Source organism: Massilia sp. BGA-UO-ETr-WB1, from assembly GCF_059567845.1.
Genome location: NZ_JCAQOT010000025.1, coordinates 1 through 15,459 on the forward strand (window position 1 = coordinate 1; position 15,459 = coordinate 15,459).

At 65.2% G+C, this 15,459-nt stretch carries 14 protein-coding genes; 4 read left to right on the forward strand and 10 right to left on the reverse strand.

The annotated features are described in order from the left end of the window. Nucleotides 1–131: 131 nt before the first annotated feature. The 4 genes from AC56DV_RS18150 to AC56DV_RS18165 form a co-directional block, all read right to left on the reverse strand. Entirely contained in the window at nt 132–575 is a 444-nt protein-coding gene (locus AC56DV_RS18150) for a hypothetical protein (protein ID WP_496315651.1), read from the reverse strand. A gap of 1,072 nt (nt 576–1,647) precedes the next feature. Next, a complete protein-coding gene (locus AC56DV_RS18155) occupies nt 1,648–2,625 on the reverse strand; it encodes a GGDEF domain-containing protein (protein ID WP_496315652.1) in 978 nt (325 codons plus the stop codon). A gap of 2 nt (nt 2,626–2,627) precedes the next feature. After that, nucleotides 2,628–3,263, reverse strand: coding sequence for a chemotaxis protein CheC (locus tag AC56DV_RS18160; RefSeq protein ID WP_496315653.1), 636 nt, complete (start codon nt 3,261–3,263; stop codon nt 2,628–2,630). Then, nucleotides 3,260–3,628 (reverse strand): response regulator, encoded by a 369-nt coding sequence (locus AC56DV_RS18165; protein ID WP_496315654.1) that lies wholly within the window; start codon nt 3,626–3,628, stop codon nt 3,260–3,262. The genes AC56DV_RS18160 and AC56DV_RS18165 overlap by 4 nt, the downstream gene beginning before the upstream one ends. 134 nt (nt 3,629–3,762) lie before the next feature. On the opposite strand from AC56DV_RS18165, the gene rpiA reads away from it, so the two are divergent. Further along, entirely contained in the window at nt 3,763–4,437 is a 675-nt protein-coding gene (gene rpiA / locus AC56DV_RS18170) for a ribose-5-phosphate isomerase RpiA (RefSeq protein WP_496315655.1), read from the forward strand. A gap of 18 nt (nt 4,438–4,455) precedes the next feature. Beyond that, nucleotides 4,456–4,851: a hypothetical protein gene (locus AC56DV_RS18175; protein WP_496315656.1), complete on the forward strand. Its 396-nt coding sequence runs from the start codon at nt 4,456–4,458 to the stop codon at nt 4,849–4,851. A gap of 34 nt (nt 4,852–4,885) precedes the next feature. Here AC56DV_RS18175 and AC56DV_RS18180 read toward each other — a convergent pair whose 3' ends face one another. Further along, nucleotides 4,886–5,158 carry an oxidative damage protection protein gene (locus tag AC56DV_RS18180; RefSeq protein ID WP_057157611.1) on the reverse strand — a complete coding sequence of 91 codons (273 nt, stop codon included), beginning with the start codon at nt 5,156–5,158 and terminating at the stop codon, nt 4,886–4,888. A 35-nt stretch (nt 5,159–5,193) separates the two neighbouring features. Beyond that, nucleotides 5,194–6,504, reverse strand: a complete 1,311-nt coding sequence (gene argA, locus AC56DV_RS18185; RefSeq protein ID WP_057157612.1) for an amino-acid N-acetyltransferase — start codon at nt 6,502–6,504, stop codon at nt 5,194–5,196. A 53-nt stretch (nt 6,505–6,557) separates the two neighbouring features. Between argA and hrpA the strand changes: the two genes are divergently transcribed. After that, nucleotides 6,558–10,790, forward strand: a complete 4,233-nt coding sequence (hrpA, locus tag AC56DV_RS18190) for an ATP-dependent RNA helicase HrpA (protein ID WP_496315657.1) — start codon at nt 6,558–6,560, stop codon at nt 10,788–10,790. 197 nt (nt 10,791–10,987) lie between these two features. Then, nucleotides 10,988–12,199 carry an extracellular catalytic domain type 1 short-chain-length polyhydroxyalkanoate depolymerase gene (locus tag AC56DV_RS18195; RefSeq protein ID WP_496315658.1) on the forward strand — a complete coding sequence of 404 codons (1,212 nt, stop codon included), beginning with the start codon at nt 10,988–10,990 and terminating at the stop codon, nt 12,197–12,199. Nucleotides 12,200–12,214: 15 nt separating this feature from the next. On the opposite strand, the gene AC56DV_RS18200 is transcribed toward AC56DV_RS18195, so the two are convergent. The 4 genes from AC56DV_RS18200 to AC56DV_RS18215 all read right to left on the reverse strand — a co-directional run bounded on the left by AC56DV_RS18200 (nt 12,215) and on the right by AC56DV_RS18215 (nt 15,438). Beyond that, the gene (locus AC56DV_RS18200; RefSeq protein ID WP_496315659.1) at nt 12,215–12,424 is read right to left on the reverse strand and encodes a type II toxin-antitoxin system antitoxin; all 210 of its coding nucleotides are present in this window, start codon (nt 12,422–12,424) and stop codon (nt 12,215–12,217) included. Nucleotides 12,425–12,436: 12 nt separating this feature from the next. After that, complete coding sequence (locus AC56DV_RS18205) at nt 12,437–13,312, reverse strand: SPFH domain-containing protein (RefSeq protein WP_496315660.1); 876 nt, start codon at nt 13,310–13,312, stop codon at nt 12,437–12,439. A gap of 86 nt (nt 13,313–13,398) precedes the next feature. Then, nucleotides 13,399–14,172, reverse strand: a complete 774-nt coding sequence (locus tag AC56DV_RS18210) for a DUF4262 domain-containing protein (RefSeq protein WP_496315661.1) — start codon at nt 14,170–14,172, stop codon at nt 13,399–13,401. Between the two features lie 15 nt (nt 14,173–14,187). Next, nucleotides 14,188–15,438, reverse strand: a complete 1,251-nt coding sequence (locus AC56DV_RS18215; RefSeq protein ID WP_496315662.1) for a putative Na+/H+ antiporter — start codon at nt 15,436–15,438, stop codon at nt 14,188–14,190. Nucleotides 15,439–15,459 lie beyond the last annotated feature (21 nt).

Consider the following 15,459-nt stretch of genomic DNA (forward strand, 5'->3'; position numbering starts at 1 on the left):
GCGGCGTTGTTAGGGGCGTGAGCCCTTTTTAACTTCGGCTTGCGCGTCGCAGAAAGTCGGCACTTGCACGGCGCGGCCGTTCGCGGCACGGAAACTCGGGTTTTCACACAGCCTGGCCCCGAAGCCGTCATTCAAACCTCATCGAAAAGCTCTCGCCGCACGTATTGAAAGAATGAAATATAGTCTCGCAGAGGTGCATCAAACGGCATGGTCACTCGCTCCAATAGCCTGCGCACCTCGCTTTTAGGATAACCAGCCAGATCGTCCAGCACAGCAATCATCGACACACGAGAGACCGGATTGAAGCTTATTGCTTCGTCGCGCATCGCTACCTCGACGATGTTGCTCCAGTCGCTAGGATCGTTGATGTCAAAATCGCTTAACGTGTTGAACGTAATCTCGTCTAGGTATTCAATATCGAGGTACTTCAACCACGACATGAATTTTTCAGAATCTTTCATAATTTTCTGGACTCGGCACTCAGTTGTTGGAGCTCGGCTCAACCCAACCCAACCTGGGCGAAGTCCTTTAGCAAACTCCTCCCTGACTTTGGCTAGCGAATACTCGTCGCCCATCTCTGCTTCAATTTCGCCAATGCAGCCCCAACAGTCGCCACCACAGTCGGCTGATAAAGGGTCATCTTTCTGGTCCAGTTTTCGGCCGCATATGCCACACGTATCTCGCATCTTCAACCTCTGTTCAACTACATGTTTGCAGCCCCGGCGAGCGGCCGCTCCTGGCCGATAGTACGTTTTCGAATCCCAGGTTAAGCCTCAGTCGCATCACTGAAGAATTTCCCAACGACTTGTCACTGGATCGTATGCAATATTGCCGTTACGCCGAAGTGCCTGCAATCGCTCATTGACAGTTGTGTCAACACTTTCGCTAGGGGATACACCGGCTCGCCGGACGTTGAGGCGCAGAGCTTCGGTTCGAACAGCGGCAACTGCCAAAAGTTCCTTTAGCCGCAACGGACGCTGCGCGAGCGACTCAATAATCGAAGAGTCAATGGAGAGGAAGCTATTCTTCATTGCAAGTTATTCGCACCTTTTAAGTTGCACGTCAAATTCTCAACGCCCGACGGGCCGCTGTTGGCCGAACTCGGCCGACGGTGTTCAGGATAGCAGCTTACTCATCTGCAAAACTCACAAAACCTCACTCCAAGCCGAAGCCGCCTCATTGTAGCCGGTCGCGTGTGATGCATTTTCGCCCTAAAGCGGCACTCAATAACAGCAACTACGGCCTAAGGAGGAGGGTCATGGCTATTGATGAGAAACCTCCTGCGAAACATGCGCCTCCGAACCAGGCCAACATCCTTTTTACGACGACCAAGTATCCCGCACGCTCGGAGGGGTCAAAAAACCACCCGCGACTAACAGCGCCGGTGTGGCAACCAATCACAAAGTAGAGTACGGGCAGGAAGAAGAACACAGCAAATACCGACAACCATGCTAAATCGTGGGCGAGGACGGAGGCAAACCTCGCGTGTTCGAACCACGCATCGAAAGTTACAAGGCCCATTGATGACCAGACTCCTGTAATCGCGGCGGTTCGGTTTGTTGGTACGATGCTCATCTTGTTCTCCGCCTTAATGCCATGTGCCGATCGTCCGCTCTTGGCTGCCGAAATCAGCCAGTCCAGCATACGTCAACGGTTGTGCATCTCGTGCTGATGCGCGGCCACGCGGTTGCGGCCGGCGTGCTTGGCGGCGTACAGCGCGCGGTCGGCGGCGCCGATCAGCGCGGGCACGTCGAACGGCTGCTCGGGGCTGAGCGTGGCCAGGCCGACGCTGACGGTCACGTGCTGGCCCTCCTCGGCCGCGCAGCGGTGCTCGATGCCCAGCGCCAGGACGCGCTGGCGCAAGGCTTCCGCCATTATCATGGCCTGGTCCGCATCGGTGTCCGGCAGGATGATGGCGAATTCTTCGCCGCCGTAGCGCGCCAGTAAGTCGGTCGAGCGGTGCAGCATGGCCGCCAGCGCGGCCGATACCTGGATCAGGCACTGGTCGCCCTGCTGGTGGCCGTAGTGGTCGTTATAGGCCTTGAAGCAGTCGATGTCGATCATCAGCAGCGACAGGTTGGCGCCGTTGCGCTTGGCGCGCCGCTGTTCCTTGTCGATGGCGACGTCGAAATGGCGGCGGTTGGCCACCCCGGTCAGGCCGTCCGAGAAGGTCTGCGAGCGCAGCACCATGGCCTGCTCGCGCAGCACTTTCTCGCGGTTGACGGCGATGCTCACGTCGGTGATCTGGATCAGGCAGTGGCGCTCGGCGCCGGCCACCTCCACCGGCGTGACCGCGATGGCCTGCTGCAGGCGCTCGCCGCGCGCCGCCGCCGCGCGGTCGGCGTGCAGCGGAAAGGGCGACTTGTTCAGCGTTTGCGACAGCAGCGACGGGAAGTTGCTGGCCAGCGCCTGCTGGATCGCCATGCCAATGCGCTGGCTGCGCATTTCCGGGAACAGCGTGTAGAACTCGCGGCACAGCACCTCGCCCGCCGGCATGGCGGAGTATTGCTCCATCCAGCGGTTCCACAGCACGATGCGGCCAGCGCCGTCCAGGACAATGGCGCCGACGTGGACTGCGCCCAGCACGCTCTCGAGCAGGCCGAGACGGTTCGCTTCCAGGTCCATTGTCAGCCCTGGCCCGTCACGCGGTGCAGATACAGATTGATCTGCTGTTTCAGGTCGTGCAGCGCGGACACGTCGAGGATGAAAGCGACGTAGCCGTGGATCTGGTGCATTTCAAGGACGAAGTCGATGTGCAGCATCATCACCACCGATTCGGCCGCGGTGCCGGAGGCGCTCAGGATGTCCTCGCTGGTGCCGACGTGGTACACCGGCAGCGAGCCTTGCAGCTCCTGCTCGAAGATGTTGGCCAGCGTGCCGATGCAGGAGTTCAGGATGATGTTGCCGATCTCGCTCATGGCCTCCTGTTCCATCTCGGTCAGCTCGGCCAGCGGCACCAGCTCGCCCACCATCAGGCGCACGATTTCCAGGCTTTTATCCTCGGGGAACATGAGGATGGCTTCGGTCTGGAAGGCGCCCGCGTAGTGCTGGCTCACGCCGCAGATGCGCTGCAGCTGCTCGTCGCGGTGGCCCAGCAGGGCGGCCGCGTCGGCGCGGTTCAGGAAGCTGATCGAGGGCACCGACATGGTCACCGCCTCGTTGACGATGCCGCTCATGGCGGCGGCCGCCTGGCCGACGCCGATGTTGAAGATCTCCACCAGCGCGTCGTGTTCCAGCTCGGTCAGGGCGAAAGGCATCTTCATGCCTCCAGCGGTGCGATCAGCTGGGCGATGCGGGCCTCGGTGATGGGCTTCTCCATGAAGCCGACGCCGATCTCGGCCGCTCGGTTGCGGGTGGCGCTTTGCACATTGGCGGTGAGCAGCGAGATGTGGGCCTGCGGCAGCAGGGCGCGCAGCTGCTCGGCGGCGGCCAGGCCGCCCATGCCGGGCATGTTGACGTCGATCAGCACCAGGGCCGGCGTGTAAGAGGCGACTTTCTGCAGCGCTTCTTCGCCCGAGGCGGCTTCCTCGATGACCCAGCCGGCATGCATGCTGAGGATGTATTGGCGCGCCATCAGGCGCGAAACGCGGCTGTCGTCGACGATCAGTATCTGTTGGACGGACTCCATGAGCTATCCTGCGGGCTATTGTCTGGGTGGCCATTTTCTCATACCGACCGGCGTTCTGCGAGTATTGTCGGTGGCGATCCGCTAAAATAGCGGCAATCCGATCTGCCACTCTTATACCCCTTAATATTTTTACCATGACCCAAGACGAACTGAAACAAGCAGTAGCCCGCGCCGCCATCGCCTACGTGGAAGGCGACATCATCGGCGTCGGCACCGGCTCGACCGCCAACTTCTTCATTGATGAGCTGGCCAAGATCAAGCACCAGATCAAGGGCGCCGTGGCGTCCTCCGAGGCGACCGCCGCGCGCCTGGCCGGCCACGGCATTCCCGTGCTGGACCTGAACGATGTGGCCGAGATCGCCGTCTACATCGACGGCGCCGACGAGATCACCGAGCAGGGCGCCATGATCAAGGGCGGCGGCGCGGCGCTCACGCGCGAGAAGATCGTCGCGTCGGTGTCGAAGAAGTTCGTCTGCATCGCCGACGGCTCCAAGCTGGTGGACGTGATGGGCAAGTTCCCGCTGCCGGTGGAAGTGCTGCCGATGGCGCGCAACGCCGTGTCGCGCCAGCTGGCAGCGCTGGGCGGCCAGCCCAAGCTGCGCCTGAAGCCGGGCACCGGGGAAGCCTTCGTCACCGACAACGGCGGCAACATCCTGGACGTGGCCGGCCTGGCCATCACCGATCCGAAGGGCCTGGAGGCGCAGATCAACCAGATCGTCGGCGTGATCGCCGTCGGCCTGTTTGCCGCGCGCGGCGCCGACGTCTGCCTGCTGGGCACGCCGGACGGCGTGCGCACGCTGGCCTACTAATCCTTTCCCGGGACACTTATGAAACGTTTGCTGTTGCTGGCGGTGTTGCTGAACGCCGTGATGTTGAGTGCCTGTTCGTCTCTGCCTTTCGGCAAGGACAAGGACCAGGAAGCCGAAGCGGCACGGCGCGCGGCGACGGTGCGCCAGCCGATGGTGTCCGCGCTGGCCAGCGACGGCAGCAAGCGCGTGATGGTGGACGGGGTGGAGATCGAGAAGGTGGCGTTCCGGGCCGGCGTGTCGTCGGCCACGGTGGAGCGCATGGCGCGCAAGGCCGGCTGCGACGGCAACGGCGGCCCCGGGGCCGGGCTGGTGTCCGAGCCGGGCCCGGTCGAGGTCTACCGCATGATGTGCGGCGACGGCAGGGCTTATCTCGCCAAGTGCGAGCTGCGCCAGTGCAAGCCGCTGCAGCGATAAGGTAGAAAAAAGGCGCCGTCGGCGCCTTTGTTTTTTAGTCCGCCGGCGGCACGTAGCCGGCTGCGGCGTCGGCGCCGTCGCCGAAGAAGTGCTTCTCCATCTGCGTGGCCAGGTATTTGCGCGCGCGCTGGTCGGCCAGGTTCAGGCGGTTTTCGTTGACCAGCATGGTCTGGTGCTTGAGCCAGGCGGCCCACGCTTCTTTCGATACGGACAGGTAGATCTTCTTGCCCAGTTCACCCGGATACGGTGGGAAATCCAGGCCTTCGGCTTCCTTGTTCAGTTTGATGCAATGGACGGTGCGGGCCATCTTTGGTGCTCCTAAATGCGGTGGTGAAAGCTTGATTATAAGGTTTTAACCAGAACCTGGGATTTGCGCTGCCAGTTATACATGCGCTGGCGGTCCTTCGGCAGGGCGTCCACGGTGGCCGGCACGAAGCCGCGCTTGATGAACCAGTGCGCGGTGCGGGTGGTGAGCACGAACAGCTTGCTCAGCCCCAGCGCGCGGGCGCGGTTCTCCATGTGCTTGAGGATGCGTTCGCCGTCGCCCTGGGCTTGCACGTCGGGGTTGACGGTCAGGCATGCCATTTCGGCCATTTTCTGTTCCGGGAACGGGTACAGCGCGGCGCAGCCGAAGATCACGCCGTCGTGCTCGATCACCGAGAACAGGTCGATTTCGCGTTCGATCAGTTCGCGGCCGCGCTTGACCAGCGTGCCGTCCGCTTCCAGCGGTTCGATCAGTTTGATGATGCCGCCCACGTCCTCGATGGTGGCCTGGCGCAGCGACTCCAGGTTCTCGTGCGAGATCATGGTGCCCACGCCATCGTGGGTGAACAGTTCCAGCAGCGCCGAGCCGTCCATCGCGAACGGCACGATGTGGGAGCGGTCCACGCCGTTGTTGCAGGCCTTGACGCAGTGCTTCAAGTAGAATGCGGTGGCGTCGGGCAGGAAACCGGCCTGCAGCACGGCTTCGGCCTGGTGCGAGGACAGTTCGCGGATCTCGGTGCCGCCGGCGTCCGTCATCATGTCGGTTTCGGTGATGAAGATCAGCTTGTCGGCGTGCAGGGCGATGGCGGCGCTGCAGGCCACGTCTTCCATGGTCAGGTTGAAGGTTTCGCCGGTGGGCGAGAAGCCCAGCGGCGACAGCAGCACCAGGCCGTCCGAACCGAGGATGGAGTGGATGGTTTCGGCGTCGACTTTACGCGTGATGCCGGTCAGTTCCAGGTCCACGCCGTCGATCACGCCGAGCGGGCGGGCGGTGATGAAGTTGCCGGAAATGATGCGGATGGCCGCGTTGGACATCGGCGTGTTCGGCAAGCCCTGGCTGAACGCGGCCTCGATGTCCAGGCGCAGCTCGCCGGCCGCTTCCTTGGCGCATTCCATGGCGGCGGTGTCGGTAATGCGCACGCCGTTGTGGAAGCGGCCTTCCACGTTGCGCAGCGCGAGCTGTTCGGCCACCTGCGGGCGCGAGCCGTAGACCACGGTCACGTTGATGTCGAGTGCCTGCAGCAGCGACAAATCATGGGCCAGCACCGGCAGGGCGCCAGCCGATACGAGTTCGCCGGGGAAGGCGACCACGAAGGTCTTGCCGCGGAAAGCGTGGACGTAGGGCGCGACGGAGCGCAGCCATTGGACGAATTGGGTAGGATTTTCCATTTGCCGCATTATAATTCGGTGCGCGGTTTTCGCGCCAAATACTAGTAAAAAACATGTCAGAAGCCAGCAAGAAGCCACCAGTCGCCGTCCCGCAGCAGCCATCCAACGCTCCCGCCACCGTCTCCGCCGCCCCGAAGGGCGATACGCCCGCTGTGACGCGCGCGCCACAGGGAAGCCAGGGCGGCCAGGGTGGGCAGCGCCGTGGCGAAGGCCGCGCACCGCGCCAGCCGCGCCCGGAAGGTGCGGCGCGTCCGCCGCGCGCCGAGGGGGAGCGCGGCGGACGTGGCCCGCGCCTGACGCCGGAGGAAGCCGCTGCGCGCGCGGCGGAGGCGGCGTTCCGCAATCCGATCCCGCCGATCACCTTCCCTGAAGACCTGCCGGTTTCCGGCCGCCGCGCGGAGATCGCCGAGGCGCTGATGAAGCACCAGGTCATCATCGTCTCCGGCGAAACCGGCTCGGGCAAAACCACCCAGCTGCCGAAGATCTGCCTGGAGCTGGGCCGGGGCCGCAACGGCATCATCGGCCACACGCAGCCGCGCCGTATCGCCGCGTCTTCGACCGCCAAGCGCATCGCGCAGGAGCTGGGCACGCCGCTGGGCGAGAACGTCGGCTTCAAGGTGCGCTTCGCCGACACCCTGATGCGCGGCGCCTCCGTCAAGCTGATGACGGACGGTATCCTGCTGGCCGAAACCCAGACCGACCCGCTGCTCAAGGGCTACGACACGATCATCATCGACGAAGCCCACGAACGCAGCCTGAACATCGACTTCCTGCTGGGCTACCTGAAGCAGCTGCTGCCGCGCCGACCGGACCTGAAGATCATCATCACTTCCGCCACCATCGACGCCGACCGCTTCTCGCGCCACTTCGGCACGCCGGAAAAGCCGGCGCCGGTGATCGAAGTGTCGGGCCGCCTGTACGCGGTGGAAGTGCGCTACCGCCCGGTGGAACGCGACCAGGTGCCCATGGGCGGCGCCAACGCCGCCAACCCTTCCCCGCAGCAGGGCAAAGCCGCCGCCGCCCGCGAGAAGCGCGACCTGATGGACGCCGTGATCGACGGCGTGGACGAAGTGTGCCGCATCGGCTCCGGCGACGTGCTGGTGTTCCTGCCCGGCGAACGCGAGATCCGCGACGCGGCCGAAGCGCTGCGCAAGCACCATCCGCCGCACGTGGAGATCCTGCCGCTGTTCGCCCGCTTGTCGGTGGAGGAACAGGAGCGCGTGTTCCGCACCTCCAATGCGCGCCGCATCGTGCTGGCCACCAACGTCGCGGAGACCTCGCTGACCGTGCCCGGCATCCGCTACGTGGTGGACGCCGGCCTGGCGCGCGTGAAGCGCTACAGCTACCGCAACAAGGTGGAACAGCTGCAGGTCGAGCCGATCGCCCAATCGGCCGCCAACCAGCGCGCCGGCCGCTGCGGCCGCGTGGCCGACGGCGTCTGCATCCGCCTGTACGACGAGCAGGACTTCCTGCAGCGCCCGAAATTCACCGATCCCGAGATCCTGCGCTCCTCGCTGGCCGCCGTCATCCTGCGCATGAAGTCCCTGCACCTGGCGGACGTGGAAACCTTCCCCTTCATCGAGCCGCCGCTGGCGCGCGCGATCGCGGACGGCTACCAGCTGCTGCAGGAACTGGGCGCGGTGGACGAATACAACCAGCTCACGCCGCTGGGCCGCAAGCTGGCCAAGCTGCCGCTGGACCCGCGCGTGGGCCGCATGATCCTGGCCGCGCACGACAACGCCTCGCTGACGGAAGCGCTGATCGTGGCCTCCGCGCTGTCGGTGCAGGACCCGCGCGACCGCCCGGTGGAGCACCAGCAGGCGGCCGACGAGGCGCACAAGAAGTTCGCCGACGAGAAGTCCGAATTCCTCAGCTACATCAAGATCTGGCGCTGGTTCGAGGGCGCCATCGAGCACAAGAAGACCAACCGCCAGCTGCAGGAAAACTGCCGCAGCAACTTCCTGTCGCAAGTGCGCCTGCGCGAATGGCGCGACGTGCACTCGCAACTGCTCACCATCGTCAAGGAGCAGGGCTGGCGCATGAACGAGGCGCCCGCCACCTACGAAAACCTGCACCTGGCGCTGTTGACCGGCCTGCTGGGCAACGTGGGCTTCAAGGGCGAGGACGAGCCGGGCGCCGGCTTCCTGGGCGCGCGCGGCATCAAGTTCCATATCTGGCCGGGCTCCAGCCTGCTGAAGAAGCCGGGCAAGTGGATCATGGCCGCCGAGCTGGTGGAAACCACGCGGTTGTACGCGCGCTGCGTGGCCAGGATCGAGCCGGAATGGCTGGAGAAGGTGGGCGGCCACCTCTTGAAAAAATCGTGGGGCGAGCCGCGCTGGGAAAAGCGCAGCGCGCAAGTGACCGCGTCCGAGCGCGCCACCTTGTACGGCCTGGTGGTGTACAGCCAGCGCCGCATCAACTACGGCGCCTTCAACCCGCAGGAAGCGCGCGAGATCTTCATCCGCGACGCGCTGGTGGGCGGCGACTACGACACCCGCGCGCCGTTCTTCGCGCACAACCACAAGCTCATTAAAGAAATCGAGAACCTGGAACACAAGTCGCGCCGCCTGGACGTGCTGGTGGACGATGAACTGATCGCCGCCTTCTACGACAAGCTGATACCGGCCGACGTGGTGAACGGCGCCGGTTTCGAGAAATGGCACAAGGAAGCGACTGCGGCAGAACCGAAGCTGCTGTTCCTGAACCGCGACGAGCTGATGCGCCACGAGGCGGCCGGCGTGACCACCGACCTGTTCCCGAAGACCATGATGGCGGCCGGCCTGGAAATGGCGCTGACCTATCACTTCGAGCCGGGCAGCGTGCGCGACGGCGTGACCCTGGCGGTGCCGCTGTACGCGCTGAACCAGCTGTCGCGCGAGCGCTGCGAATGGCTGGTGCCGGGCATGCTGAAGGAGAAAGTGCACCTGCTGCTGAAGTCCCTGCCGCAAAAGCTGCGCCGCCATTGCGTGCCGCTGCCGGAGTACGCGGCCAAGTTCTGCGAGCGCGTGCAGGCCTCGCTGGCCTTCGGGCGCGGCGACCTGATCGACGCCATCATTGCCGACATCCGCAAGGAAATCACCATCGGCGTGCTGACCACCGACTTCAAGCCGGAAACGCTGCCCGCGCACCATTTCATGAACTTCAAGGTGATCGACGAGCATGGCCGCCAGCTGGACATGGGCCGCAACCTGGCCACGCTGCAGGCCGAGTACGGCATGCAGGCGCGCCAGAGCTTCCAGAAGATGGCCGAGGCCACCGCGCCGGCCGGTACGCAGCTGCGCGCGGGCGGCCAGCCTGCGCAGGCTGCCGCCGCCGCTGGTGGCAGCTCGGCCGCCGGCAAGGCGGCGCACGGCGGCATCGCTGCCGAGCGCGTGACGGCCAAGGCCGGCGGCGCGGGCGCCACGCCTGCCGCCGCTGCCCCGGCCGCGCAATCGGCAACGACGGGCATCACCGGCTGGACCTTCGGCGAGCTGCCGGAACTGCTCGAGATCGTGCAGGGCAAGCTGACACTGATCGGCTTCCCGGCGCTGGTGGACAAGGGCACGCACTGCGACCTGGAAGTGTTCGACGACCCCACCGTGGCGGCGCGCACGCACCGCGTCGGCCTGCGCCGCCTGTTCGCGCTGCAGATGAAGGACCAGATCAAGTTCGTGGAAAAGAGCATCCCCAACCTGCAGCAGATGGGCATGCAGTTCATGTCCATGGGCACGCAGGAGGAGCTGCGCGACCAGATCATCAACAAGGCGCTCGACATCGCCTGCCTGCAGGACCCGCTGCCGACCGACGCCGCCACCTTCGCCAAGCGCAAGGATGAAGGCAAGTCGCGCCTGGTGCTGCTGGTGAACGAAGTGGCGCGCCTGCTGTCGCAAGTGCTGACCGAGTTCCACGGCCTGCCGAAGCGCCTGCAAGGCATCAACGCGCAGGTGGCGGCCGACATGCAGGCGCAGCTGCAGGGCCTGGTGCACAAGCGCTTCCTGCTCGAAAGCGATTATGCGCAGCTGGCGCATTTCCCGCGCTATCTGAAGGCCATGAACGTGCGCCTGGAAAAGCTGCGCGCCGATCCCGCGCGCGACGCCAAGCTGATGGCCGAATGGCAAAGCGCGGCGGCGCCGTTCCAGCGCCTGATGCGCGACAAGGCCGCCGGCCGCAACACCGATCCGAAGCTGGTGGAGTTCCGCTGGATGCTGGAGGAATTGCGCGTGTCGCTGTTTGCGCAGGAACTGCGCACGCCCATGCCGGTGTCGGCCAAGCGCTTGCAGAAGGTATGGGAATCCATGCAGCGCTAGGCGCCGGCATGGGGTGAAGGGTGCGCGGCAGGGCGGCCAACGCAGTCCCACCTGCCGGCCACCCTGTTTTCCCCGCGCATGGCGGTTACTGCTGCATTCGGTGAGGAAGTTTAATCTGCGATCCCGTGCGCTGGCGCACCGATGGGTACCGCCCGCTCCGCTATATTGCACTGCAACATAGTGACTAGGAGTGTCGCATGACCAAGCCCATCTTTGGCGCACGATTGCTGCGCAGCATTACCCGCGCAGGGAAGTCGCAGCAGAAGTTGATGACCCAGTTGTTCGGCCTGCCCACCGCGAAGGCCAAGCCGAAAGCCAAAGCGGTGAAGGTGGCCAAGGCGGCCAAGCCTGCCGCCCCGGCGCGGCGCGCTGCCCCGGCGCGTACCGCCGCACCGTCCCGGCCCGCCGCAGCGCCCCGGCCCGCCCTGTCGGCGCCGGACGGCATGCCGATCCGCCAGCACGCGCGGCCGGACGTGTCCGTGCTGCCCGGCCGCTGGCTTGCATCGCACTATGCGGCAATGCCGCAAGCGGGCCAGGTGCCGGCCCAGCCCATGAGCTATTGGCTCTACCTTCCGCAGCGCGTTTCCGACGCCGCCGCGCGCCAGGGCCTGCCGCTGGTCGTCATGCTGCACGGCTGCCACCAGACCGCCACCCAGTTCGCCCAGGGCACGCGCATGAACCGCTTGGCCGAGCAGAAAGGCTACGCCGTGCTGTATCCGCAGCAGGCCGCCAGCACCCAGGCGCACCGCTGCTGGCGCTGGTATGACAAGACCACGCAGGAAGGCGGCGGCGACACCGCGCTGATCGCCGCCGTGATCGGCAAGGTCTGCAGCGACTACGCCATCGACCGCAAGCGCATCTACGTGTGCGGCATTTCCGCCGGGGCCGGCATGGCCAACATCCTCGCGCTGAACCATCCCGAACTGGTTGCCGCCGTGGGCCTGCATTCCGGTCCGGCCTACGGCGGCGGGCACAGCACCGTCGGCGCCCTGAGCGTGATGCAGCACGGCGCCGGCCTGCAGGCCTCCGCCGCCATCCGGCAGGTGCTGCTGCGGCAGCCCGGCTTCCCGGTCATGCCCACCATCCTGATCCAGGGCGAGGGCGACAAGATCGTGCGTCCCGTCAACCAGGCGCAGCTGGTGCAGCAGAGCCTGCTGCTGAACCGGCTGCCGGCGGGGACCGAAGTGAAAGTGGTGGAGCGCGCGCGGCGCGGCCACACGCGCAACGCGCACGAGATCCGCGACTACAGTTCGAAAGGCAAGGTGCTGCTGCGCGTGGCGCGCATCGCCGACCTGGAGCACGCCTGGAGCGGCGGCGACCCGGCATTGTCCTTCAACGCCAAGGCCGGCCCGGACGCCAGCAAGATGATGCTGGACTTCTTCGCCAAGCACCGGCGCGTGCTGTCGTGAGGGCGCCGGCCCGGCTTATTCCGCGAGCGCGTCCGTGCCGTCGCCGCTGCCGTCGCCATTGCCGTCGCCCTTGAGCTTCACGCCCCGGCGCGCCAGTCCCTCGCGCAGCAGGAATTCGATTTCCGCATTCACGCTGCGCAGGTCGCGCGCGGCCAGGCGCTGGATTTCGTCCCACAGCGCCGGATCGATCCGCAGGGGATAGGCTTTTTTACCTGGGCTTGCCATGCTGTTCTGCCGCTAGTTGTACAGGGTGCCGGTGTTGATGATGGGCTGGGTCTCCTTGTCCGAGCACAGCACCACCAGCAGGTTGCTCACCATGGCCGCCTTGCGCTCGGCATCGAGCTCCACGATATCGCGTTCCGCCAGGCCTTTCAGCGCGGCCTCCACCATGCTCACGGCGCCGTGCACGATCTTGGCGCGGGCGCTGATGATGGCCTCGGCCTGCTGGCGGCGCAGCATCACTTGCGCGATTTCGGGCGCGTAGGCCAGGTGGGTCAGCTTGGCGTCCAGCACTTCCACGCCGGCCGCATCGAAGCGCGCCTGCAGCTCCACCTTCAGCGCCTCCGCCACCACGTCCATGCCGGCGCGCAGCGTGGTTTCGCCGTCCGGCAGATCCTCGCCTTCGTCATACGCGTACTGCGAAGCCAGGTGGCGCAGGGCCGCTTCGGCCTGTATCGATACGTAGCGCTCGAAATCGTCCACCTCGAACACCGCCTGCGCGGTGTCGCGCACGCGCCAGACGATGGCGGCGCTGATCTCGACCGGGTTGCCGCGCTTGTCGTTGACCTTCAGCGTGGGCGCGTTGAAATTGCGGGCGCGCACGGACAGCTTGCGCTTGATGTACAGCGGGAAGGCCCAGCGCAGGCCTTCGCTGCGGTCGGTGCCGATGTATTTGCCGAACAGCGTGAGGATGGCGCTTTCGTTCGGCTGTAGCATGTACAGCCCGGCAAAGCTCACCAGGCCGAGCAGGGCGGCGATGACGCAAAGAACAGGATGCAGGCCGCCTCGTGCGCCGAGGCCGGCCAGTGCGATCAGCGCCAGGGCGGCCACCGCCGCCGTATAGCCGCTGACCGAGGAAAACGCCGTTTCGCGGCGAATATGTGCTGCTTTCATGCTGGACTCCCTCTTGGTTGTGACATCAAAGTGATATCACTTTAGGATCACTTCAAGTTGGAGTCAAGAAATTTATCAAATAAATATCATGGCCGCTGCGTGTGCTGCTCTTCGGCCAGCAGCGGCTGCCATTGCTTGAACCAGGCATTTGCGTGTGCTTCCCAAGGAAACACGCCGGCGGTGCTGGGGAAAATGATCTGGTAAGCACGAGCCTCTGTGTCTTTGTAAAGCCACACGCCCCATCCCATATAGTGCTTGTAGTTTGCCGCCGAGACTTGACCAATCACGCATTCGAAGCCCCCTCCCAGCAGGCCGCTGACGCGCGTCCCCGGCTCAAGCTGCAGGCCCGACCGCATTTGCCGATAGCACTCATTAATGACCGCTTGCGCCACCTCGTGCTTGAGCCCGACAACGATCAGGTCCGGCATGCCCAGCGATTGTTCTATGCCTAGCGAATACGAAAAAGGCGGCTCTTCATCTTCCTCCATCACATTGATAATGTGGAGACCGTATGCCGCGATATCGGCGTGCACCTGCTCTTCATCTCCGCCGGTTTCGCACGGTTTTTCCCAGCGCTCCCACTCTGCGCCGACATGCGTGCGATAGGCGCTCCAGCCGCGCGGCAAGTCGCTGATCCCGGCGAGTGAGGCATCGCGTTCATAAACGCATCCCATGCACAGCAGCACGCATTCGCCAGGCGTGTCGGTGGTGGCGTCCAGAAATTGCCAGTCGCCGTTATGGTCATGCGCCACCTGCAGCACCGGAAAGGCCTGGTGCGCCACTTTATCCGTGCAAAAGGTGACGGTGTTGACGCTGTCGGCAAATGGCCAGTCGGAAAATGCGTGATTGTGTTCGGGCATGGCGGGCTCCTGGGTTTAGAGGAAGAAGGCTGCTGCGGCCACGGCGGTGGGCGGCAGGGCGCCCAGCAGCAGGCCGATGGCGCCGATCGATTCGTCCTGGAAGCCGCGCCGCAGCAGCGACACGCCGGCCGGGTTGGGCGCGTTGGCGATCACCGTCAGGCCGCCGCCGGCCACGGCGCCCGCCACCAGCATGTATTGCGCCTGCGGCGTCATGCCGTCGATCAGCGAACCGAGGTAGGTCAGGGCGGCGTTGTCGGTGATGGCGGTCAGGCCCAGCGCGCCGAAGAACAGCGCCACCGGCGCCAGGCTCGAGACGATGGGCTGCAGCCACCATTGCTGCATGCCGCCCAGCACCACCAGCCCGGCCAGGAAGAAGCCCACCAGCAAGCCTTCCTTCAGGATCAGCGGCTGCTGGTAGCGCTGGTAGGCTTGCGTGAAGCCGAGGAACAGCAGGAACAGGCCGAGGAACATCACCGGATGGTGCGCCAGCAGCACCACCCCCGCCAGGAGGCCCAGGTGGATCAGCGACACCAGCAGCGGCACCTGCGCCGGGCCGCCGCCATCGGCCGGCGCGCCGGCCGGCTGCAGGTGGCGCTTGAGCACGAAGCAGATGGCGGTGGCGTTGACCAGCACCGCCAGCGTGGCTTTCCAGCCGAACTGGCTGGCCATGAAGGCGCTGTCCCAGCCCCAGGTGGCAGCCACCATCAGCACCGGCGGCGCGGCGTAGGAAGTGAGCGTGCCGCCGATCGACACGTTGACGAACAGCACGCCCAGCGCGGCGTATTTGAGCCGCTCGGGCATGCCGTCGCGGAACACCAGCGGCGCCAGCGTCAGCGCGGCCAGCGTCATGGCGGCCGGCTCGGTGATCAGGGAGCCGGCCAGCGGCACCAGCGCCAGGCCCAGCCAGGCCAGCGCCAGTTCATTGCGCATCGGCGCCAGCCGCGCCAGCGCCTGCAGGGCGCGCTGCACCGCGTTGAGCACCGGCCAGGACGCGGCCACCACCATCACCACGAACACGAACAGCGGCTCGGTGTACTGGCGCGATTCGGCGTAGGCGATGGCGTTCTGGCCGCCCGCCGCGATGGCGATGGCCACGATCAGGATGGCGGCCCAGAAGCCGAACACCACTTCCACTTCGCCCAGCAGGTGCAGCAGGCCGGCGTGGCGCGGGTGGCGGTGGGCCAGGATCTCGAACGATTTGGCGGCGAAGGTGTGCACCAGGGCGCATCCGAACAGGATGGCGCCGATCAGCTGGATGGTGGTCATTGATGCCTATCAGGTATGGTT